This window comes from Stenotrophomonas sp. YJH_SMC_106-19, from assembly GCF_059368375.1.
The window spans coordinates 442608-463030 of the sequence record NZ_JCAFRQ010000001.1 but is presented as its reverse complement, the minus strand read 5'-3'; the positions used below and the strand labels follow the sequence as shown (position 1 = coordinate 463030).

Here is a 20423-nt window from a genome sequence, read left to right as displayed (position 1 = left end):
GATCCTTGATATCAACGATTGCGGAAGCGCGTCAGCGCTTCCCAGGCGGAACGGATCGCGGCTGCGTCCGGCGCCTGTTGTGGCAGTGGGCGATAGTGCCGATCCAGCGCGGTGGCATTGCCGAACTTGTCGAACACGTAGAGGGCATCGCCGTGGCGGACGGCGCGCTGCGACCAGCTCTCCACCACCAGGGCACGGAGCCCTTCCGGGGCCGCCAGCAGATCCTGGCCGGTGCTGTAGTCGGCCAGCGGGTTCTCGCAGCCCAGGGCGTGCCGCATCAGCGTGGGCACCCAGTCCTCATGCGAGCTGGTGCGCGCATCACGGCCGCTGGCCTCGCCCGGCCAGTGCAGCACGAACGGCACCTGCAACTGGTAGTCGGAGAAGTTGCCGTTGTGGCCCCAGTAGTTCAGCGCGAGGTCGTTGAACTCCTCTGCGTGATCGCCAGTGACCAGCACAATGGTGTCCTGCTCCAGGCCCTGCGCACGCAGGGTATCGAGCAGCGATCCGACCAGGCTGTCGGCGTAGTGGACGGAGGTGTGATAGCGGTTCAGTTCCGGCGTCGGATCGTGGTCCGGCCCGAACTTGAGGAAGTCGATGTCCGCGGCCATCGGCGTGGCCAGGGGCGGATAGTCGGCCGGCAGGTGGTAGGGCGCGTGGGTGGAGTCGAGGAACACGAAACCGAACCACGGGCGCTGCGCGGCCTGGCTGTTACGGATGTCCTGCTGCAGCGACGCGACGATGGCACGGTCGCGGCCATCGGGCTTCAGTGCCGACGGCCCCTGGTGCAGCTGGTCACGGACATCGGCGAACACGGTGCGGTCGAATTCAGGGCTGTACATCGGCGCGCTGCCGTACAGGTGCAGGTCATAGCCCTGCTGTCCCAGGACCTGGAACAGCTGCGAGCCACGCTGCTCGTCAAGCATGCTTGCCCAGTAGCCACCGGGAAGGCCGTAGAGCAGGCCGAACAGGCCGTAGCGGGTGGCGTTGCCGGTGCTGAAGTGATGCTCGTAGACGCGGGAGGACTGCGCCAATGCCGTGGTGTTCGGCATGATCTGTGGCGTCAGCACGTCGTGGCGGAGTGATTCGAGTACCACCATCAGCACGTTCGGCCGCCGGTGGCTCTGGCAGCGCAGCGGATGCAGCGGGTAGTGCAGCTGGGCATGGCGGGGGTCGGGCAGGCCCGCCTGCTGCTGGCTGACCACGCCCAGGCGACGCATGAAGCTCTTGGCGGTGATCGGCTGCGCCCAGGGCAGGTAGTTCCACTGGCTGATCACGTCACGCTCGCCGCGTGCATCGTAATAGGCGGTCGCCACCTGGCCACCTGCCATCAGCAGGATGACCAGTGTCCATGCCTGCAGGACGTGGCGCCGTCGGGGCAGGGCGGGCAGCAGCTTCCAGCAGGCCCACGCCAGCAGGGCTTCGGCGGCGAAGATGGCCGATACCAGGGCGATCGCCTGCAGCCAGGTCTTCCACGACAGTGCGACCTGATCGTGCAGCGCGCCGCCGAACACCATGTTCGCCACCATGGCATTGAGGTGGAAGCGGTACAGCGCGAACACCTTGGCATCGACCAGCAGCAGGCACAGCCACAGGCCCTGCAGCACCACCGCGCCGATGCTCAGAGGACGCGCGCTGCGGGCCCACAGTCCGAGCAGCAGCGGCAGCAGGCCGGCCAGCGCGCCGAACGCCAGCAGGTGGCCGGGCAGGGCAACGGCCAGATACGCCAGGCCGACGGGGCCGCCGGGGTTGTCCCGCAGCGGCACGTTGCCCAGGGTGATGACGGCTGCCAGTACGGCGTTCGCCGCCACGAACAAGGACCACCAGGCCAGCCGGCGCCAGTGCTGGGTACAACCGGGTCGGGAAGCTGGATCGGCGGCGGGTGGAGCGGAGGGCATCGTCGGTACGTGTTCAGCAGGAGCGGGACAAGGGGGCGGCGCCGCCGCGGCCGGCGGATCCGCGCGCGGGTCGCGCATTGTATCGGTTTGTTTCAACGTATCGGTGTCGACCTGCGGGCGATCTGTCACAATGTTCAGGTGGGCCCTGAATGCGGCGGCCCTCCAGACCCAATGACAAGCCAGGAACCGCTGTGAGCCAGATCCCGACCCTCGACATCACCCGTTTTGACAGCGACCGCGAGGCCTTCGTGGCCGAGCTGGGGGCGGCCTATCGCCAATGGGGATTCGCGGGCATCCGCAACCACGGCATTCCGCAGGCCGACATCGACGCGGCCTACGATGTCTTCAAGGCCTTCTTCGCCCTGCCGGAGGAGGTCAAGCGGAAGTACCACGTGGCTGGCGGCGGCGGTGCACGCGGCTATACCCCGTTCGGCGTGGAAACCGCGAAGGGGTCCAAGCACTTCGATCTGAAGGAGTTCTGGCACATCGGCCGGGAGATCGGCGACGACTCCAGGTACCGCGACGTGATGCCGCCGAACCTGTGGCCGACCGAGGTCGAGGGCTTCCGTGAGCGGGGCTACGGCCTGTACCAGGCGCTGGACAACCTCGGGTCGCGCGTGCTGTCGGCGCTGGCGCTGCACATCGGCCTGCCGGAGGATTTCTTCGCCGACAAGACCAATTTCGGCAACTCGATCCTGCGCCCGATCCATTACCCGCCGATCACCACCGACGACATTCCCAACGTGCGTGCCGGTGCGCATGGCGACATCAACTTCATCACCCTGCTGGTTGGTGCCAGTGCGGCGGGCCTGGAGGTGCAGTCGCACGATGGCAAGTGGGTGCCGTTCACGTCGGATGCGGACACCATCGTGGTCAACATCGGCGACATGCTGCAGCGCCTGACCAATCACGTGTATCCCTCCACCATCCATCGCGTGGTCAATCCCCCGGGCGAGCTGGCCCGCCAGCCGCGCTACTCGGTGCCGTTCTTCCTGCACCCGAACCCGGACTTCCTGATCGACGTGCTGCCGTCCTGCATCACCCCGGAGAGCCCGAGCCGGTATCCGGAGCCGATCACCGCCCACGGCTTCCTCGAGGAACGCCTGCGCGAGATCAAGCTGAAGTAATGAAAAGGCCGCCGCGAGGCGGCCTTTCCATTACGGGTAGCGCCGGGCCAGGCCCGGCGAGCCAAAGCCAAAGCGGCTCCGGGATGTTCCGTGGGGAGGCGGGGAGGCGTCGGATGGCGGGGACGGCGTAAACCCATCCCTGGGGGCTTGGCCGCGGCATCCATGCCGCGGACACCCCGCCATCCGACACCTCCCCGCCTTCGACAGTTTCCCGGTGACGGATGGATGAGATCTGTCACACCGAGGTGGGGCAGGGGTCAGATCCGGATCTGACCGCGGCAGTCACCCGCAATGCCGCTTTTGCCTTTGATCTTCTTTTCTCTTTCCGTGGCGGGCGGAACCGCCGGAATGTGTCAGAAGCCGGGCGGGTGGGGCTGCGCAGGGGCGTGAGCCGCAGGGATGCGGCGATCGAGCTTACAGGGACGTACTTGCAGCGTCCCCTGCGCAGTCCCGCCCGCCCGGCCAGGCCGATCAACTACCCGGGGCTCCCCGCGACCAACCCCGCCCCCGCCACGAGGGGCCGCGCCGTTGGCTGGAAATCCATGTAACCGCTTACACGGAAACGGATTTTTGCCGTAACGGGTATCATGACCGGCTGACTTCACACAGGAGCCACCCGCTCATGCGCCGCAAGATCGTCGCCGGAAACTGGAAGCTGCACGGCAGCCGTCAATTCGCCAATGAACTGCTGGGGCAGGTGGCTGCGGGACTGCCGCTGGACGGGGTCGATGTCGTCATCCTGCCGCCGCTGCCGTACCTGGGCGAGCTGGTCGAGGAGTTCGGCGCGACCGGCATGACCTTCGGTGCCCAGGACGTGAGCAGCAACGAGAAGGGGGCCTACACCGGCGAAGTGTGCGCGGCCATGCTGCACGAGGTCGGTGCCCGTTACGGCCTGGTTGGACATTCCGAGCGTCGCCAGTACCACCACGAGAGCAGCGAACTGGTTGCCCGCAAGTTCGCCGCTGCCCTGCATGCCGGCCTGATGCCGGTACTGTGCGTGGGTGAGACCCTGGAGCAGCGCGAGGCCGGACAGACCGAATCGGTCATCGCCAGCCAGCTGGCGCCGGTGCTGGATCTCGTCGGTGCCGACGGCTTCGCCAGCGCCGTGGTCGCCTACGAGCCGGTCTGGGCGATCGGCACCGGCCGCACCGCGAGCAAGGAGCAGGCGCAGCAGGTGCACGCGTTCATCCGTGGCGAAGTCGCGCGCATCGATGCTAGAATTGCTGATTCACTGCCCATTCTTTACGGCGGCAGCGTGAAGCCCGACAATGCCGGGGAACTGTTCGCGCAGCCGGATGTCGATGGTGGGCTGGTCGGTGGCGCCTCCCTGGTGGCCGCGGACTTCCTGGCCATCGCGAAGGCGGCGGCCGCGAACTAAATCCTAGAAGTATTGTCCGAGGGCGGATTTCCAATGCTGATGTTGATCCTCAATGTCGTCTACGTGCTGGTTGCCGTAGCCATGATCGCGCTGATCCTGATGCAGCGTGGCTCGGGCGCAGCGGCTGGTTCGGGCTTTGGTGCCGGTGCCTCGGGAACGGTGTTCGGTGCGCGTGGCGCCTCGAACTTCCTGTCCAAGTCGACCAAGTGGCTGGCCGTGGTGTTCTTCGGCATCAGTCTCTTCATGGCCTGGTATGCCGGCCACGGCAGCCGTCCTGCCGCCGAGCAGGACCTGGGTCTGATGTCCGCCCCGGCGGCCAGCGCTCCGGCCGCCCCTGCAGGCGAACTGCCGGCCGTTCCGAAGGCCGATGAGGTCCCGGCAGCCCCGGTTCCGGCGGCGACTGTGCCGGCTCAGGCGGAATCTTCGGTTTCTGGTGAAGAAAAGCCGTCGGAAGGCTCCCAGAAAGACTGAAGCCGGTTACAATACGCGGCGCATCGGGAAGATAGTCTGATGTGATCGTTTGCCCAGGTGGCGGAATTGGTAGACGCACTACCTTGAGGTGGTAGCGACGCAAGTCGTAGGGGTTCGAGTCCCCTCTTGGGCACCATTTGTAAGTAAAGCGGGTTCACCTGGCGCGCAATGCGCCAGGGCGATTCCCGTCCACTCCCCCATGCCAAAGCGCCTGCAGGCGCAGCGGCAGAGGCAAGAGAGAATCGCTGTGCTGGCCGAATATTTGCCGTCTCTGCTGTTTCTGATCGTTGCCACCGGTATCGGCGTCGTGCTGATGCTGGTCGGCCGACTCCTCGGTCCCCGTCGCCCTGATCTGGAAAAGCTCTCGCCGTACGAGTGCGGCTTCGAGGCGTTCGAAGACGCGCGCATGAAGTTCGATGTGCGCTATTACCTGATCGCGATCCAGTTCATCGTCTTCGACCTGGAAATCATCTTCATCGTGCCGTGGACCCAGGTCTTCATGGAGCTGGGTGCCCGTTCGCTGGTCACCATGGGCCTGTTCGTCGGCATGCTGTTCCTCGGTTTCATTTACGTCTGGAAGAAGGGAGCGCTGGAATGGGAGTGATTCAGACGCTCGATGGCCTGATGAACAATCCGACCCCGGAAGGGCGGGTTGATGACATCCTGCGGCCGGAAGGCGACAATCCCCTGCTGGAAAAAGGCTTCGTCACCACCAGCGTCGACGCCCTGCTGAACTGGGCGCGTACCGGCTCGATGTGGCCGATGACCTTCGGCCTGGCCTGCTGTGCCGTGGAGATGATGCACGCCGGCGCCGCGCGCCTGGACCTGGACCGTTACGGCGTGGTGTTCCGCCCGTCGCCGCGCCAGTCCGACGTGATGATCGTCGCCGGTACGCTGGTCAACAAGATGGCCCCGGCACTGCGCAAGGTCTACGACCAGATGCCCGACCCCAAGTGGGTGATCTCCATGGGCAGCTGTGCCAATGGCGGTGGTTATTACCACTATTCCTATTCTGTCGTGCGCGGCTGTGATCGCGTGGTGCCGGTGGACGTCTACGTCCCGGGCTGCCCACCGACCGCCGAGGCGCTGGTGTACGGGATCCTGCAGCTGCAGAAGAAGATCTGGCGTACACAGACCATCGCCCGCTGACCCCTTCACCTGACAAGAGCGCGCCAAGCCCCCATGGCAGAGCAAGCATCCTTCATCGACCGACTCTCCGCACGTTTCGCTGGTGCGAAGGTCATCGTGGTCGAACCCCGCGGCGAAGTGACGCTGGAAGTGCCTGCCGCCGAGTGGCACGCCACCGCCCTGGCGCTGCGTGACGAGTTTGGTTTCGAGCAGGCCGTGGACCTCTGCGGCGTGGACTACCTGGGCTATGGCTCCGACGAATGGGACACCGCCGACGTGTCCTCGCACGGCTTCAGCCGCGGCGTCGAGGGCAAGGCGCAGGGCCGCTTCGCGTGGGGCGAGTTCCCCAGCGAGGAGAGTGCCGAAGGCGCTCGCCCGCAGCACATGCCGACCCAGCGCTTTGCCGTGGTGGCGCAGCTGCGCTCGTACCAGCACAACCTGATGATGCACCTGCGCTGCTTCGCACCTGACGAAGCACTGCCGGTGGTGTCCTCGCTGACCGGCATCTGGCCGGGCCTGAACTGGTTCGAGCGCGAAGCGTTCGATCTGTATGGCGTGATCTTCGAAGGCCACCCGGACCTGCGCCGGATCCTGACCGACTACGGTTTCGTCGGCCATCCGTTCCGCAAGGACTTCCCGCTGATCGGCAATGTCGAAGTGCGCTACGACGAAGAAAAGAAGCGCGTGATCTACGAACCGGTCACCTCGGTTGAGCCGCGTGTCGGCGTGCCGCGCGTGATCCGCGACGACGCCCGTCTGCAGACCGCAGCCGGCGAGCGCGCGCAGGAGGCAGTGAAGTGAGCCACGTACACCAGGCCGGCGAAGCGTTCGCCAGCAATGCCGCCGAAAGCCGGCAGGAAATCCGCAACTACACCATGAACTTCGGCCCGCAGCATCCGGCCGCGCATGGCGTGCTGCGCCTGATCCTGGAGATGGACGGCGAGACCATCATGCGCGCCGACCCGCACGTCGGCCTGCTGCATCGTGGTACCGAGAAGCTGGCCGAGTCCAAGCCGTTCAACCAGTCGATCGGTTACATGGATCGCCTGGATTACGTGTCGATGATGTGCAACGAGCACGCCTACGTGCGCGCGATCGAGACCCTGATGGGGATCGAGGCGCCGGAGCGTGCGCAGTACATCCGTACCATGTACGACGAGATCACCCGCATCCTCAACCACCTGATGTGGCTGGGTTCCAACGCGCTCGACCTGGGCGCGATGGCGGTGATGCTGTATGCCTTCCGCGAGCGCGAAGAGCTGATGGACTGCTACGAAGCGGTTTCCGGCGCGCGCATGCACGCGGCGTACTACCGTCCGGGCGGTGTCTACCGCGACCTGCCGGACCACATGCCGAAGTACAAGGAATCCCGTTGGCACAAGGGCAAGGCGCTGAAGCAGCTCAATGCTTCGCGCGAGGGCTCGCTGCTGGATTTCCTGGAGAACTTCACCAATGAGTTCCCGGGTCGCGTCGACGAGTACGAAACCCTGCTGACCGACAACCGCATCTGGAAGCAGCGCACCGTCGGCATCGGCGTGGTCACCCCGGAACTGGCGCACCAGTGGGGCATGACCGGCGTCATGCTGCGCGGCTCGGGCATCGCCTGGGATCTGCGCAAGAAGCGTCCGTATGCCAAGTACGATGCCGTTGATTTCGACATTCCGCTGGGCAAGGAAGGCGACTGCTACGACCGTTATCTGGTCCGCGTCGCCGAGATGCGTGAGTCCAACCGCATCATCAAGCAGTGCGTGGCATGGCTGAAGGCCAACCCCGGCCCGGTCATGGTCAAGAACTTCAAGGTCGCTCCGCCCAGCCGCGAGGACATGAAGGACGACATGGAAGCGCTGATCCACCACTTCAAGCTGTTCAGCGAAGGCTACTGCGTGCCGGCCGGCGAGACCTACTCGGCGGTGGAGGCCCCGAAGGGTGAGTTCGGCTGCTACCTGGTTTCCGACGGCGCCAACAAGCCCTTCCGCGTGCACCTGCGTGCGCCGGGCTTCGCCCACCTGTCCTCGATCGACTCGGTCGTGCGCGGCCACATGCTGGCCGACGTGGTGGCGATGATCGGTACCTACGATCTGGTGTTCGGCGAGGTTGACCGGTAATGCCGTCTGCCACGCCAACGCCTGCTGCAGGCAGCCGGCGCAAGCCGGCGCCGCAGTTCCTGGAATTTCACGTTATGCATTTCGCTGAGGTCGGCCGATGAAGGCGACAGGTAATTTCGAGGCGGCGCGCGACGTCGACCCGATGGTGGTGCTGAGCGACAAGACCCGCGCTCACATCGATCACTGGCTGTCCAAGTTCCCGCCGGACCGCAAGCGCTCTGCCGTGTTGCAGGGCCTGCATGCGGCCCAGGAGCAGAATGAGGGCTGGCTGACCGACGAGCTGATCGCCGGCGTGGCCAAGTACCTGGACCTGCCGCCGGTGTGGGCCTACGAGGTCGCCAGCTTCTACTCGATGTTCGAGACCGAGAAGGTGGGCCGCAACAACGTGGCCATCTGCACCAACATCAGCTGCTGGCTCAATGGCGCCGAGGACATCGTGCGCCACTGCGAGAAGAAGCTGGGCATCAAGCACGGCGAATCGACCCCGGACGGCCGCGTCTACCTCAAGCGCGAGGAAGAGTGCCTGGCCGGCTGCGGCGGTGCGCCGATGATGGTCATCAACGGTCACTACCATGAGCGTCTGACCCTGGAAAAGGTCGACGAGCTGCTGGACGGGCTGGAGTAAGGGCATGGCACATCACCACGAATCCAAGGGCCCGGTCGGTCCCGCGCCGCTGCCGCACCAGGTGGTCTACACCACCCTGCATTACGACACTCCGTGGTCGTACGAAAGCTACCTCAAGACCGGTGGCTACGCTGCCCTGCGCAAGATCCTCGAAGAGAAGATCCCGCCGGAGCAGGTCATCGAGATGGTCAAGGCCTCTGGCCTGCGCGGCCGCGGTGGCGCAGGCTTCCCGACCGGCCTGAAGTGGTCCTTCATGCCCAAGGGCAACATGCAGAAGTACATCCTCTGCAATTCGGATGAATCCGAGCCGGGCACCTGCAAGGATCGCGACATCCTGCGTTACAACCCGCATTCGGTGGTGGAAGGCATGGCGATCGCCTGCTACGCCACCGGTTCGACCGTGGGCTACAACTACCTGCGCGGCGAGTTCCACCACGAGCCCTTCGAGCACTTCGAGCAGGCCCTGGCCGACGCCTACGCGAACGGCTGGCTGGGCAAGAACGTGCTGGGCTCAGGCGTGGACATCGACATCTACGGTGCTCTCGGTGCCGGTGCCTACATCTGCGGCGAAGAAACCGCGCTGATGGAATCGCTGGAAGGCAAGAAGGGACAGCCGCGCTACAAGCCGCCGTTCCCGGCCAACTTCGGCCTGTACGGCAAGCCGTCGACGATCAACAACACCGAGACCTACGGCTCGGTGCCGGCGATCATCCGCAACGGTCCGGAGTGGTTCAAGGGCCTGAGCCGGACCGCCAATGGCGGCCCGAAGTGCTTCTCGGTCTCCGGCTGCGTGCAGAACGGCGGCAACTTTGAAGTGCCGCTCGGCACCACCTTCGACGAGCTGCTGGAAATGGCCGGTGGCCTGCGCCCGGGCCGTACCCTGAAGGGTGCGATTCCGGGCGGCGTCTCCATGCCGGTGCTCACCGCGGCGGAGCTGAAGGGCCTGCCGATGGACTACGACACCATCCGTGCGCTGGGCTCCGGCCTGGGTTCCGGGGCGGTCGTGGTGCTGGATGACAGCGTGTGCTGCGTCAAGTTCGCCTGCCGCATCAGCCAGTTCTTCCACAAGGAATCCTGCGGCCAGTGCACGCCGTGCCGTGAAGGCACCGGCTGGATGCACCGCGTGCTCGAGCGCATCGTCGCCGGCAAGGCCACGATGGAAGACCTGCACCAGCTGAAGGCGGTGGCCGGCCAGATCGAAGGCCACACCATCTGTGCGTTCGGCGAAGCGGCGGCATGGCCCATCCAGGGCTTCCTGCGCCAGTTCTGGGACGAATTCGAGTACTACATCGTCAACGGTCATTCGATGGTTGACGGCAAGAAGGTGGAGGCAGCCGCCGCATGAGCGCGCAACCCGTAAACCCGAACGTGCCACCGGACCATGTGACCATCGAGATCGATGGCAAGTCCCTGGTCGTGCCCAAGGGTTCGATGATCATCCAGGCCGCCGACAAGGCCGGCATTCCGATTCCGCGCTTCTGCTACCACGAGAAGCTGCCGATCGCCGCCAACTGCCGCATGTGCCTGGTGGACGTGGAGAAGTCGCCGAAGCCGGCGCCGGCCTGCGCCACGCCGGTGATGGACGGCATGAAGGTCGCCACCCGCAGCGAGAAGGCGCTGAAGTTCCAGCGCTCGGTGATGGAGTTCCTGCTCATCAACCATCCGCTGGACTGCCCGATCTGCGATCAGGGCGGCGAGTGCGAGCTGCAGGACGTGTCGCTGGGCTATGGCCGTTCGGTCAGCCGCTTCAACGAGCGCAAGCGCGTGGTCCCGGACGAGGACATGGGTCCGCTGGTCGCCACCGAGATGACCCGCTGCATCCAGTGCACCCGCTGCGTCCGCTTCACCGCCGAAGTGGCGGGCACCTATGAACTGGGTGGCATGTACCGCGGCGAGAACCTGCAGATCGGTACCTACGACGGCAAGCCCCTGACCACCGAACTGTCCGGCAACGTCGTCGACGTCTGCCCGGTCGGCGCGCTGACCAACAAGGTGTTCCAGTTCCGTGCCCGTCCGTGGGAGCTGACCGCGCGCGAGTCGCTGGGTTACCACGACGCGATGGGGTCGAACCTGTTCCTGCATGTGCGCCGCGGTGAAGTGCTGCGTTCGGTGCCGCGCGACAACGAAGCGGTCAACGAATGCTGGCTGTCCGACCGCGACCGCTACTCGCACCAGGGCCTGTACAGCGAAGACCGTGCGGTCAAGCCGCTGCGCAAGGTCAACGGCGAGTGGAAGGAAGTGAGCTGGGCCGAAGGCCTGGCCGCTGCCGCCGACATCCTCAAGGCGAACCAGGGCGACACCCTGGGCGTGCTGGTGCACCCGTCGACCTCCAACGAGGAAGGCGCTCTGCTGGCGCGCCTGGCCAAGGGCCTGGGTTCGGGCAACATCGATCACCGCATCAACAACCGCGATTTCTCCGACGCCGCCACCGCCGAAGTGTTCGGCCTGCCGCTGGCGGAGATCGAAGGCGCTGACCGCATCGTGGTTCTGGGCAGCAACATCCGCCATGAACTGCCGCTGCTGCATGCCCGCCTGCGCAAGGCGCAGACCCAGAACGGCGCGAAGATCCACGTCGTCAACCCGGTCGACTTCGACTTCGCCTTCAGCATCGCCGGCAAGCAGATCGTCGCACCGTCGCAGTTCGTCGATGCCCTGGCCAACGCCGAGCTGCGTTCGGCGGTGCAGGGTGGCAGCAACACCGTGCTGATCGTCGGTGCCATCGCCGAGAACCACCCGCAGGCTGCCGCGATCCGCGCCGCCGCGCGTGATTTCGCCACCGCCACCGGTGCCCGCCTGTGCCGCATTCCGCAGGGCGCCAACGCTGTCGGCCTGACCCGTGCGGGCGTGCTGCCGGCCGGCAGGGACGTCGCCGCGATGCTGGCGCAGCCGCGCCAGGCCTACGTGGTGTACGGCCTGGAGCCGGGCCTGGACTTCGCCGATGCGCCTGCCGCGCGCAAGGCGCTGGCCGGTGCCCAGGTCGTGGCGTTCAGCCACTTCGCCTGCGCCTCGACCCGCGACGTCGCCGATGTGATCCTGCCGATCGGTGCGCTGCCGGAAATCGACGCCACCCTGACCAACCTCGATGGCCGCGAACAGTCGGCCCGTGCCGGTGGCAAGCTGCCGGGCGAGGCCCGCGAAGGCTGGCGCGTCCTGCGTGCGCTGGGCGGTGAGCTGGCGGTGGCCGGTTTCGACTTCATCGATCTGGCGGGCCTGCGTGCCAGCCTGGCACCGGTATCGGTCACCGTGGCTGCGTCGGCCCAGCCGACCGTTGCAGGCGAAGGCCTGGAAGTGGCCTCGACGGCGGCGATCTACCGCACCGATGCCGTGGTCCGCCGCGCTCCGGCGCTGCAGTCGCATCCGCTGAACAACGCCCCGCGCATCGTCCTCAACACGGAAGATGCCGCACGCCTGCAGCTGCAGGAAGGGCAGATGGCCAAGGTCGGCACCGATGCCGGTCGCGCCACCCTGCCGGTGGTGGTCGACGCCCGCGTCGCTGCGGGTTCGGTCTGGATTGAATCGGGCCACGGCGCGACCGCGCCGCTGGGTGCCGCTCGCGTAACGGTGGTGGCTGCATGAACGAATTGCTGTTGAACGCGGTCGATCCGCTGCACCAGTGGCTGCTCGGCCTCGGTGACATCGGCGCGCTGCTCTGGATCATCCTGAAGATCCTGGTGATCACCGTACCGGTGATCGTCTCGGTGGCCTTCTACGTGGTCTGGGAACGCAAGCTGATCGGCTGGATGCACGTCCGCCATGGCCCGATGTACGTGGGCATGGGCATCTTCCAGGCCTTCGCCGACGTCTTCAAGCTGCTGTTCAAGGAAGTGGTCCAGCCGAGCAACGCCAACAAGGCGATCTACCTGCTGGCACCGCTGATCACCCTGGCCCCGGCGTTCGCGGCCTGGGCGGTGATTCCGTTCGATTCGCAGATCGTGCTGTCCAACGCCAATGCCGGCCTGCTGTACCTGCTGGCGATGACCTCGCTGGGCATCTACGGCATCATCCTGGCCGGCTGGGCGTCCAACTCGAAGTATGCGTTCCTGGGTGCGATGCGTGCCTCGGCGCAGATGATCAGCTACGAAATCGCGATGGGCTTCGCCCTGGTCGGCGTCATGATCGCTTCGGGCAGCCTGAACCTGAGCAACATCGTGATGGCCCAGGCCGGCAGTTCCGGCTTCTTCGACTGGTTCCTGATTCCGCTGTTCCCGCTGTTCGTCGTGTACTGGGTGTCCGGCGTGGCCGAGACCAACCGTGCCCCGTTCGACGTGGTGGAAGGCGAGTCGGAAATCGTCGCTGGCCACATGGTCGAGTACTCGGGCGGCGCGTTCGCGCTGTTCTTCCTGGCCGAGTACGCGAACATGATCCTGATCAGTTTCCTGATCTCGATCTTCTTCCTCGGTGGCTGGCTGAGCCCGATCCAGGGCTGGGTCGATCCGGGCACTGTGTCGCCGCTGGTCGACTGGATCTGGAAGGGTGGCGCGCCGTGGCTGTTCGTCAAGGTGTTCTTCTTCGCCAGTGCCTACATCTGGTTCCGTGCCAGCTTCCCGCGCTTCCGCTACGACCAGATCATGCGCCTGGGCTGGAAGGTCTTCATTCCGCTGACCATTTTCTGGATCGCGGTCACCGCCGTCATGGTGTTCTTCGGCGTGATTCAAAAGGGCGTCTAAAGTGATGAACAGGATTACCCATTACTTCAAGAGCCTGCTGCTGCTCGAACTGCTGGCCGGCCTTTGGCTGACGCTGAAGTACAGCGTCAGGCCGAAGTACACGATGATGTACCCGATGGAGAAGTTCCCGCAGTCGCCGCGCTTCCGTGGCCTGCATGCGCTGCGCCGCTATCCCAACGGTGAAGAGCGCTGCATCGCCTGCAAGCTGTGCGAGGCGGTCTGCCCGGCGCTGGCCATCACCATCGATTCGGCCAAGCGCGAGGACGGCACCCGCCGCACCACCCGCTACGACATCGACCTGTTCAAGTGCATCTTCTGTGGCTTCTGTGAGGAAAGCTGCCCGGTGGACTCGATCGTCGAAACCCACATCCTCGAGTACCACTTCGAGAATCGTGGCGAAAACATCGTTACCAAGCCGCAGCTGCTGGCCCTGGGCGACCGTCTCGAGTCCGAGATCGCCGAGCGTCGCGCCGCCGATGCCGCTTACCGCTGAGGTCGAGAGATGGATTGGGTAAATATCGCTTTCTGGGTCTTCGCCATCGTGGCCGGCATCTCCGCCGCGGCGGTGATCAGCGTGCGCAACCCCGTGCACGCCGTTCTGTGCCTGGTGCTGACCTTCTTCTCTGTTGCCTGCGTGTGGCTGCTGGTGGGCGCCGAGTTCCTCGGTGTGGCGCTGGTGCTGGTCTACGTCGGCGCGGTGATGGTGCTGTTCCTGTTCGTGGTGATGATGCTCGACATCGATCCGTCGAACCTGCGTGAGGGCTGGGTGCGTTACCTGCCGGTCGGCCTGGTCGTGGCCGTGGCGATGCTGGTGCAGATGCTGATGCTGATCGGCGTCAAGGGCAGGGCGGTCAATCCGTTCCCGGCCGACAATGCGGCCGCTCTGGCCGCTGACACGTCCAACGTCACCTGGCTGGCCCGCAGCCTGTTCACCGAGTACCTGCTGCCGTTCGAGTTCGCCGCCGTCATCCTGACCGTGGCCGTGGTGGCCGCGGTGATGCTGACCCTGCGTCGCCGCGAAGGCCTGAAGACCCAGAACCCGACGCAGCAGACCATGGTCAAGGCGCATGATCGCCTGCGCGTGGTCAAGATGAGTGCCGAGCAGCCGGTGGTGCACAGCAACAGCACGCCTGCGGCGGGCGAAGAGGAGACCAAGGCATGATCACTCTGGGCCATATCCTGGCGCTGGGCGCGGTGCTGTTCTGCATCAGCCTTGCCGGCATCTTCCTCAACCGCAAGAACATCATCGTGCTGCTGATGTCCATCGAGTTGATGCTGCTGTCGGTGAACATCAACTTCGTCGGATTCTCGCGCCAGCTGGGCGATCCATCCGGCCAGCTGTTCGTGTTCTTCATCCTGACCGTCGCCGCTGCCGAGGCCGCCATCGGCCTGGCGATCCTGGTGACCCTGTTCCGTACCCGCCGCACGATCAATGTCGGCGAAGTCGATTCGCTGAAGGGCTGATCCACAGATGGAAATCACTCTCTCCAAGAGTCTGTTGATCGCAGTGGTGCTTGCACCGCTGTTCGGCAGCATCATCGCCGGCCTGTTCGGTCGCCAGGTCAAGCGCTTCGGCGCGCAGACCATCACCATCCTCGGCGTTGCGGTTGCGTGCGGCCTGTCGATGTACACGCTCTACCAGCTGCTGTGGGGTGGGGCGCAGCCGTTCAACCAGAACGTCTACACCTTCTTTGAAGTCGGCCAGTACTCGGCCCACGTCGGTTTCATGGTCGACAAGCTGACCGCGATGATGATGGTGGTGGTGACCTTCGTGTCGCTGCTGGTCCACATCTACACGATCGGCTACATGCAGGACGATCCGGGCTACCAGCGCTTCTTCAGCTACATCTCGCTGTTCACCTTCTCGATGCTCACCCTGGTGATGAGCAACAACTTCCTGCAGCTGTTCTTCGGCTGGGAAGCGGTGGGCCTGGTGTCATACCTGCTGATCGGCTTCTGGTTCAAGCGCCCGACCGCGATCTTCGCCAACATGAAGGCGTTCCTGGTCAACCGCGTCGGTGACTTCGGCTTCCTGCTGGGTATCGCCGGCGTGCTGTGGGTGTTCGGCACCCTGGACTACTCCGAGGTGTTCTCGCAGGCCAGCATGCTGGCCGACCCGCGCGCCCAGCTGCAGATCTGGGACGGCACCCTGTTCGGGATGCAGCTGCTGAACGAGCCGGTGATCTGGTCGATCGCCACCCTGATCTGCATCTGCCTGTTCATCGGCGCCATGGGCAAGTCGGCCCAGGTCCCGCTGCACGTGTGGCTGCCGGATTCGATGGAAGGCCCGACGCCGATCTCGGCGCTGATCCACGCCGCGACCATGGTGACCGCCGGTATCTTCATGGTCACCCGCATGTCGCCGCTGTTCGAGCTGTCGCAGACCGCGCTGGACTTCATCCTGTTCATCGGTGCCACCACGGCCTTCTTCACCGGCCTGATCGGTATCGTGCAGAACGACATCAAGCGCGTGGTCGCGTACTCGACGCTGTCGCAGCTGGGCTACATGACCGTGGCGCTGGGTGTTTCGGCCTACTCGGCCGCCGTGTTCCACCTGATGACCCACGCCTTCTTCAAGGCGCTGCTGTTCCTCGGTGCCGGCTCGGTCATCATCGCCATGCACCACGAGCAGGACATGCGCAAGATGGGCGGCCTGCGCAGGTACATGCCGATCACCTTCATCACCATGTGGATCGGCACCCTGGCCCTGGTCGGTACGCCGTTCTTCTCCGGCTTCTACTCGAAGGACACCATCATCGAGGCCGCCGAGATCCATGCCCATATCCAGGGCAGCTGGGTGGCCACCTATGGCTACTGGGCGGTGCTGGGCGGCGTGCTGGTGACCAGCTTCTACAGCTTCCGCCTGCTGTTCATGACCTTCCATGGCAAGGAGCGCTTCCGTGACGCGCATGACGATCATGGCCACGACCATGACGATCACCATGCCGCCGATGCGCACCCTGCCGACGCCCACCATGACGACCACGGTCATGGCCACGGCGCGCACGAGCCGCACGAGACCCCGTGGGTGGTGACCCTGCCGCTGATCCTGCTGGCCATCCCGTCGATCGCCATCGGCTTCTTCAGCATCGGTCCGATGCTGCACGGCACCGACTGGGCCGGCCACCACGCCCATGAGGCGATCAAGGGCCAGGCGACCACGTTCTTCACCGGCATCGTCGACTTCTACGATCCGGCCAAGAACACCGTGGCCTTCCTCGGCGAGGAGTTCCATGGCCCGGTGGCGTTCGCGCTGCACGGCATGATGCTGCCGCCTTTCTGGCTGACCCTGGCGGGCTTCCTGCTGGCCGCGTTGTTCTACCTGTGGAAGCCGGACCTGTCGGGCAAGGCACGCAAGGCCTTCGCCCCGCTGGTGTCGGTGCTGGAAAACAAGTACGGCTTCGACAAGCTGTGGATCGATGGCTTTGCCGGTGGCAGCGTCAAGCTCGGCAGGGTCTCGCGCTGGATCGACAGCAACATCGTCGACGGCGTGGTCAATCTCTCGGCACGTGTTGTGGACGTTGCAGCCGGCGTGCTGCGTCGTACCCAATCCGGTTTCCTCTATCACTACGCCTTCGCGATGATCATCGGCCTGATTGCCCTGCTGGGCGTGCTGATGCATTACCTGCGTTGATGACCTGTACGGAATAAGAAGACGTGTCGAACTGGCCTCTACTCAGTGTCCTCATCTGGCTGCCGATCATCGGTGGTGCCCTGATCCTTGCGATCCGTGATGCTCAGACCGCCCGCTGGGCGTCGCTGGGCGTGGCGGTGCTGACCTTCGTGGCGAGCCTCTCGCTGCTGGGCGGCTACAACCCGGGCATCGATGGCCTGCAGTTCGTCGAGACCCATGCGTGGATCCCGGCGTACAAGATCGGCTACAACCTGGGCGTGGACGGCATCGCCGTGGCGCTGATCCTGCTGACCACCCTGGTCAGCGTGCTTGCCCTGATCGGTGCCTGGAGCGCGATCGACAAGCGCGTCAACCAGTACGTGGCGGCCTTCCTGATCCTGGAAGGCGTCACCGTCGGCATCTTCGCTGCGACGGACGCGATGCTGTTCTACGTGTTCTTCGAAGCGATGCTGATCCCGATGTTCCTCATCATCGGTGTCTGGGGTGGCCCGCGTCGCATCTACGCCGCACTGAAGTTCTTCCTCTACACCTTCCTCGGCTCCGTGCTGATGCTGGTGGCGCTGATCTACCTGTACATGAAGGGCGGCAGCTTCCAGCTGGCCGATCTGTACGCGCTGCCGCTGACGGCCAAGGAGCAGACCTGGATCTTCTTCGCCTTCCTGATCGCCTTCGCGGTCAAGGTGCCGATGTTCCCGGTGCACACCTGGCTGCCGGATGCGCACGTGGAAGCGCCGACCGCCGGTTCGGTGATCCTGGCCGCCATCGCGCTGAAGATCGGTGGTTACGGCTTCCTGCGCTTCAACCTGCCGATCGTGCCGGATGCTTCGCTGGAGTGGGCCTGGCTGGTGATCGCGCTGTCGCTGATCGCGGTGATCTACGTTGGCCTGGTCGCCCTGGTCCAGGACGACATGAAGAAGCTGATCGCGTACTCGTCGATCGCGCACATGGGTTTCGTCACCCTGGGTACCTTCATTGCCCTGTGGCTGGTGCGAGAAGCCGGCAACGTCGATGCGGCCCGCCTGGGCCTGCAGGGCGCGATGGTGCAGATGATCTCGCACGGCTTCGTGTCGGGTGCGATGTTCTCCTGCGTCGGCGTGCTGTACGACCGCATGCACAGCCGCCGCATCGCCGATTACGGCGGCGTGGTCAATGTGATGCCCTGGTTCGCCACCTTCGCCATGCTGTTCTTCATGGCCAATGCGGGCCTGCCGGGCACCAGCGGTTTCGTCGGCGAGTTCATGGTCATCCTGTCCGCCTTCCAGCGTAACCCGTGGATCGCCCTGGGCGCGGCCACCACCCTGATCATCGGTGCGGCCTATACCCTGTGGCTGTACAAGCGCATCTTCTTCGGCGAAGTGGCCAACAGCCATGTCGCCGAACTGAAGGACATCAACGGCCGCGAATGGCTGGTGCTGGGCGTGTTCGCCATCGGCGTGCTTGCCCTGGGCATCTACCCCAAGCCGCTGACCGACCTGATGGAGCCCTCGATCGCGAAGCTGGCGATGCAGATCGCATCCAGCAAGCTGCTGTAATTCCAGGATTTGATGATGACCACCTCGCCGCTGCTGCCATTGACCGCTGCTGACCTGCCTCCGCTCGCCCCCGAGCTGGTGCTGATCGGCAGCGCCTTCGCCCTGATGATCCTCGACCTGTTCGTCAGCGAGCGGAACAAGATCGTCACCCACCTGTTCTCGGTTGCTGCACTGGCCGTCGTGCTGTTCATGCTGGCGACCGGCGCGGGCGGGCAGGGAGAGGTCTTCCATGGCATGTTCGTGCGCGATACCGCCGCGGACGTGATGAAGACCGGGATCGTGCTGCTCAGCGGCCTGACCCTCGTGTACGGCTGGCGCTACCTGCGCGACCGCAACCTGTTCCAGGGCGAGATCCCGGTGCTGATCCTGTTCGGCACGGCCGGCATGATGATCCTGGTCTCGGCCGGCAGCCTGCTGATGGTCTACCTGGGCCTGGAACTGCTGGCGCTGTGCACGTATGCGCTGGTGGCCAGCAACCGCGACAGCGGCCTGGCCTCGGAAGCGGCGATGAAGTACATCGTGCTCGGTTCGCTTGCCTCCGGCCTGCTGCTGTATGGCATGTCGCTGATCTACGGCGCCACCGGCAGCCTGCACCTGGACGTGATCCGCGATGCCATCCCGCATTCCGAAGAGCGCGTGCTGCTGATCACCGGCGCGGTGTTCATGATCGCGGGCGTGGCCTTCAAGCTGGGTGCGGCACCGTTCCACATGTGGCTGCCGGACGTCTACCAGGGTGCGCCGGCGCCGATCGCGCTGTTCATCAGCTCGGCACCGAAGCTGGCTGCGTTCGGCATGGCCTACCGCCTGCTGGAAATGGGCGTGGGTCCGCTGTCGACCGAGCTGCAGCTGCTGATCGCCGGCCTGGCCGCCGTATCGCTGGTGATCGGCAACCTGATGGCGATTGCGCAGAGCAATCTCAAGCGCATGCTGGCGTTCTCCACCGTCTCGCACATCGGCTTCCTGCTGATGGGCATCGCCGGTGGTGGCTCGCAGGGCTACGCTGCCGCGCTGTTCTATGCGCTGGCCTACGCCATCATGTCCACCGCTGCCTTCGGCGCGATCATCGCGCTGTCGCGTGCCGGCTTCGAGGCCGAGAACATCGAGGACTTCAAGGGCCTGAACGCCCGCAACCCGTGGATGGCCGGCCTGGTGCTGTGCATCATGGCGTCGCTGGCGGGCATTCCGCCGTTCCTCGGCTTCTGGACCAAGCTGGCGGTGCTGGGTGCGGCCGTCAACGGCGGCCTGCTGTGGCTGGCGATCCTCGGCGTGCTGTGCGCAGTGGTCGGCTGCTTCTACTACCTGCGGGTCATCAAGGTCATGTACTTCGATGAGCCGGTGGGCGAGGCCATTCCGCGCAGCAACGACCGCGTGCTGGGCCTGGTGCTGGGCGTGAACGCGCTGGCGCTGCTGGCCCTGGGCCTGGCCTGGAACCCGATCATGGTCTGGTGCCAGCAGGCTTTTGCGCATCTTGCATAAAAGTTGACACAAAGCTGCGCGATTCGTGTAATATGCGCAGCCTGAGTTGTCACTGCAGCGGTTCAGCCAGAACATCGTTGCGACATCCCCCTCGTCAGGGTGGGGCAGCAGCTCAAACACTTCCGGTGCGGGGTGGAGCAGTCTGGCAGCTCGTCGGGCTCATAACCCGAAGGTCGCAGGTTCAAATCCTGCCCCCGCTACCAACATCAGGCCGGCGCCATCCGGCTTGATGAATGAGGGAAAGCTTGCATTTATTGCAGTTATGCCTCATGATTCCGCTTCTGATGCGGGGTGGAGCAGTCTGGCAGCTCGTCGGGCTCATAACCCGAAGGTCGCAGGTTCAAATCCTGCCCCCGCTACCAAGTAAAGAGATCGCCTTCGAAGT

The 20423-nt window shown here is 64.9% G+C and carries 18 protein-coding genes and 3 tRNA genes; 20 read left to right on the top strand and 1 reads right to left on the bottom strand.

Annotated features, from left to right (window positions below; genetic code table 11):
* Window positions 1-11 precede the first annotated feature (11 nt).
* Window positions 12-1895 (bottom strand): DUF3413 domain-containing protein, encoded by a 1884-nt coding sequence (locus AC5P5M_RS02120; protein ID WP_111186386.1) that lies wholly within the window; start codon window positions 1893-1895, stop codon window positions 12-14.
* A 149-nt stretch (window positions 1896-2044) separates the two neighbouring features.
* Here AC5P5M_RS02120 and AC5P5M_RS02115 point away from each other — a divergent pair, with 149 nt between their 5' ends.
* The 20 genes from AC5P5M_RS02115 (at window position 2045) to AC5P5M_RS02020 (ending at window position 20400) form a co-directional block, all read left to right on the top strand.
* Window positions 2045-3022, top strand: coding sequence for an isopenicillin N synthase family dioxygenase (locus tag AC5P5M_RS02115; protein ID WP_495205520.1), 978 nt, complete (start codon window positions 2045-2047; stop codon window positions 3020-3022).
* Window positions 3023-3644: 622 nt separating this feature from the next.
* Window positions 3645-4400: a triose-phosphate isomerase gene (gene tpiA / locus AC5P5M_RS02110; protein WP_495205519.1), complete on the top strand. Its 756-nt coding sequence runs from the start codon at window positions 3645-3647 to the stop codon at window positions 4398-4400.
* A gap of 33 nt (window positions 4401-4433) precedes the next feature.
* On the top strand, window positions 4434-4871 hold the full coding sequence (gene secG / locus AC5P5M_RS02105) for a preprotein translocase subunit SecG (RefSeq protein WP_065175541.1): 438 nt from the start codon (window positions 4434-4436) through the stop codon (window positions 4869-4871).
* A 51-nt stretch (window positions 4872-4922) separates the two neighbouring features.
* Window positions 4923-5007 (top strand) — tRNA-Leu (locus AC5P5M_RS02100).
* Between the two features lie 111 nt (window positions 5008-5118).
* A complete protein-coding gene (locus AC5P5M_RS02095; RefSeq protein ID WP_053519909.1) occupies window positions 5119-5475 on the top strand; it encodes an NADH-quinone oxidoreductase subunit A in 357 nt (118 codons plus the stop codon).
* Entirely contained in the window at window positions 5466-6020 is a 555-nt protein-coding gene (locus AC5P5M_RS02090; protein WP_005410463.1) for a NuoB/complex I 20 kDa subunit family protein, read from the top strand. The genes AC5P5M_RS02095 and AC5P5M_RS02090 overlap by 10 nt, the downstream gene beginning before the upstream one ends.
* 33 nt (window positions 6021-6053) lie before the next feature.
* Window positions 6054-6800, top strand: coding sequence for an NADH-quinone oxidoreductase subunit C (locus AC5P5M_RS02085; protein WP_065181852.1), 747 nt, complete (start codon window positions 6054-6056; stop codon window positions 6798-6800).
* The gene (locus AC5P5M_RS02080) at window positions 6797-8104 is read left to right on the top strand and encodes an NADH-quinone oxidoreductase subunit D (RefSeq protein WP_053519911.1); all 1308 of its coding nucleotides are present in this window, start codon (window positions 6797-6799) and stop codon (window positions 8102-8104) included. The genes AC5P5M_RS02085 and AC5P5M_RS02080 overlap by 4 nt, the downstream gene beginning before the upstream one ends.
* A 97-nt stretch (window positions 8105-8201) precedes the next feature.
* The gene (gene nuoE, locus AC5P5M_RS02075; protein ID WP_006381132.1) at window positions 8202-8729 is read left to right on the top strand and encodes an NADH-quinone oxidoreductase subunit NuoE; all 528 of its coding nucleotides are present in this window, start codon (window positions 8202-8204) and stop codon (window positions 8727-8729) included.
* Window positions 8730-8733: 4 nt separating this feature from the next.
* A complete protein-coding gene (gene nuoF / locus AC5P5M_RS02070; RefSeq protein ID WP_065175540.1) occupies window positions 8734-10074 on the top strand; it encodes an NADH-quinone oxidoreductase subunit NuoF in 1341 nt (446 codons plus the stop codon).
* Window positions 10071-12305 (top strand): NADH-quinone oxidoreductase subunit NuoG, encoded by a 2235-nt coding sequence (gene nuoG / locus AC5P5M_RS02065; protein ID WP_495205518.1) that lies wholly within the window; start codon window positions 10071-10073, stop codon window positions 12303-12305. The genes nuoF and nuoG overlap by 4 nt, the downstream gene beginning before the upstream one ends.
* Window positions 12302-13396 carry an NADH-quinone oxidoreductase subunit NuoH gene (nuoH, locus tag AC5P5M_RS02060; protein WP_053519914.1) on the top strand — a complete coding sequence of 365 codons (1095 nt, stop codon included), beginning with the start codon at window positions 12302-12304 and terminating at the stop codon, window positions 13394-13396. The genes nuoG and nuoH overlap by 4 nt, the downstream gene beginning before the upstream one ends.
* 4 nt (window positions 13397-13400) lie before the next feature.
* The gene (gene nuoI / locus AC5P5M_RS02055) at window positions 13401-13889 is read left to right on the top strand and encodes an NADH-quinone oxidoreductase subunit NuoI (protein WP_053519915.1); all 489 of its coding nucleotides are present in this window, start codon (window positions 13401-13403) and stop codon (window positions 13887-13889) included.
* A 9-nt stretch (window positions 13890-13898) separates the two neighbouring features.
* Window positions 13899-14558, top strand: coding sequence for an NADH-quinone oxidoreductase subunit J (locus AC5P5M_RS02050; RefSeq protein WP_053519916.1), 660 nt, complete (start codon window positions 13899-13901; stop codon window positions 14556-14558).
* Complete coding sequence (nuoK, locus tag AC5P5M_RS02045) at window positions 14555-14860, top strand: NADH-quinone oxidoreductase subunit NuoK (RefSeq protein ID WP_053519917.1); 306 nt, start codon at window positions 14555-14557, stop codon at window positions 14858-14860. Before AC5P5M_RS02050 ends, nuoK begins: the two co-directional genes overlap by 4 nt.
* A gap of 7 nt (window positions 14861-14867) precedes the next feature.
* A complete protein-coding gene (gene nuoL / locus AC5P5M_RS02040) occupies window positions 14868-17030 on the top strand; it encodes an NADH-quinone oxidoreductase subunit L (RefSeq protein ID WP_495205517.1) in 2163 nt (720 codons plus the stop codon).
* A 23-nt stretch (window positions 17031-17053) separates the two neighbouring features.
* Window positions 17054-18562: an NADH-quinone oxidoreductase subunit M gene (locus AC5P5M_RS02035; protein WP_053519919.1), complete on the top strand. Its 1509-nt coding sequence runs from the start codon at window positions 17054-17056 to the stop codon at window positions 18560-18562.
* Between the two features lie 15 nt (window positions 18563-18577).
* A complete protein-coding gene (gene nuoN / locus AC5P5M_RS02030; RefSeq protein WP_495205516.1) occupies window positions 18578-20038 on the top strand; it encodes an NADH-quinone oxidoreductase subunit NuoN in 1461 nt (486 codons plus the stop codon).
* A gap of 126 nt (window positions 20039-20164) precedes the next feature.
* Window positions 20165-20241: transfer RNA gene (locus AC5P5M_RS02025), tRNA-Met, on the top strand.
* 82 nt (window positions 20242-20323) lie between these two features.
* Window positions 20324-20400 (top strand) — tRNA-Met (locus AC5P5M_RS02020).
* Window positions 20401-20423 lie beyond the last annotated feature (23 nt).

What these genes read in the sequence shown, in the direction of transcription:
- AC5P5M_RS02050 (WP_053519916.1), top strand. Translation starts at nt 13,899, where the DNA reads ATGGATTGGGTAAATATCGCTTTCTGGGTCTTCGCCATCGTGGCCGGC.
- tpiA (WP_495205519.1), top strand. Translation starts at nt 3,645, where the DNA reads ATGCGCCGCAAGATCGTCGCCGGAAACTGGAAGCTGCACGGCAGCCGT.
- nuoK (WP_053519917.1), top strand. Translation starts at nt 14,555, where the DNA reads ATGATCACTCTGGGCCATATCCTGGCGCTGGGCGCGGTGCTGTTCTGC.
- nuoL (WP_495205517.1), top strand. Translation starts at nt 14,868, where the DNA reads ATGGAAATCACTCTCTCCAAGAGTCTGTTGATCGCAGTGGTGCTTGCA.
- nuoF (WP_065175540.1), top strand. Translation starts at nt 8,734, where the DNA reads ATGGCACATCACCACGAATCCAAGGGCCCGGTCGGTCCCGCGCCGCTG.
- AC5P5M_RS02090 (WP_005410463.1), top strand. Translation starts at nt 5,466, where the DNA reads ATGGGAGTGATTCAGACGCTCGATGGCCTGATGAACAATCCGACCCCG.
- nuoI (WP_053519915.1), top strand. Translation starts at nt 13,401, where the DNA reads ATGAACAGGATTACCCATTACTTCAAGAGCCTGCTGCTGCTCGAACTG.
- AC5P5M_RS02085 (WP_065181852.1), top strand. Translation starts at nt 6,054, where the DNA reads ATGGCAGAGCAAGCATCCTTCATCGACCGACTCTCCGCACGTTTCGCT.
- nuoN (WP_495205516.1), top strand. Translation starts at nt 18,578, where the DNA reads ATGACCACCTCGCCGCTGCTGCCATTGACCGCTGCTGACCTGCCTCCG.
- nuoG (WP_495205518.1), top strand. Translation starts at nt 10,071, where the DNA reads ATGAGCGCGCAACCCGTAAACCCGAACGTGCCACCGGACCATGTGACC.
- secG (WP_065175541.1), top strand. Translation starts at nt 4,434, where the DNA reads ATGCTGATGTTGATCCTCAATGTCGTCTACGTGCTGGTTGCCGTAGCC.
- nuoH (WP_053519914.1), top strand. Translation starts at nt 12,302, where the DNA reads ATGAACGAATTGCTGTTGAACGCGGTCGATCCGCTGCACCAGTGGCTG.
- nuoE (WP_006381132.1), top strand. Translation starts at nt 8,202, where the DNA reads ATGAAGGCGACAGGTAATTTCGAGGCGGCGCGCGACGTCGACCCGATG.
- AC5P5M_RS02115 (WP_495205520.1), top strand. Translation starts at nt 2,045, where the DNA reads ATGCGGCGGCCCTCCAGACCCAATGACAAGCCAGGAACCGCTGTGAGC.
- AC5P5M_RS02120 (WP_111186386.1), bottom strand. Translation starts at nt 1,895, where the DNA reads ATGCCCTCCGCTCCACCCGCCGCCGATCCAGCTTCCCGACCCGGTTGT.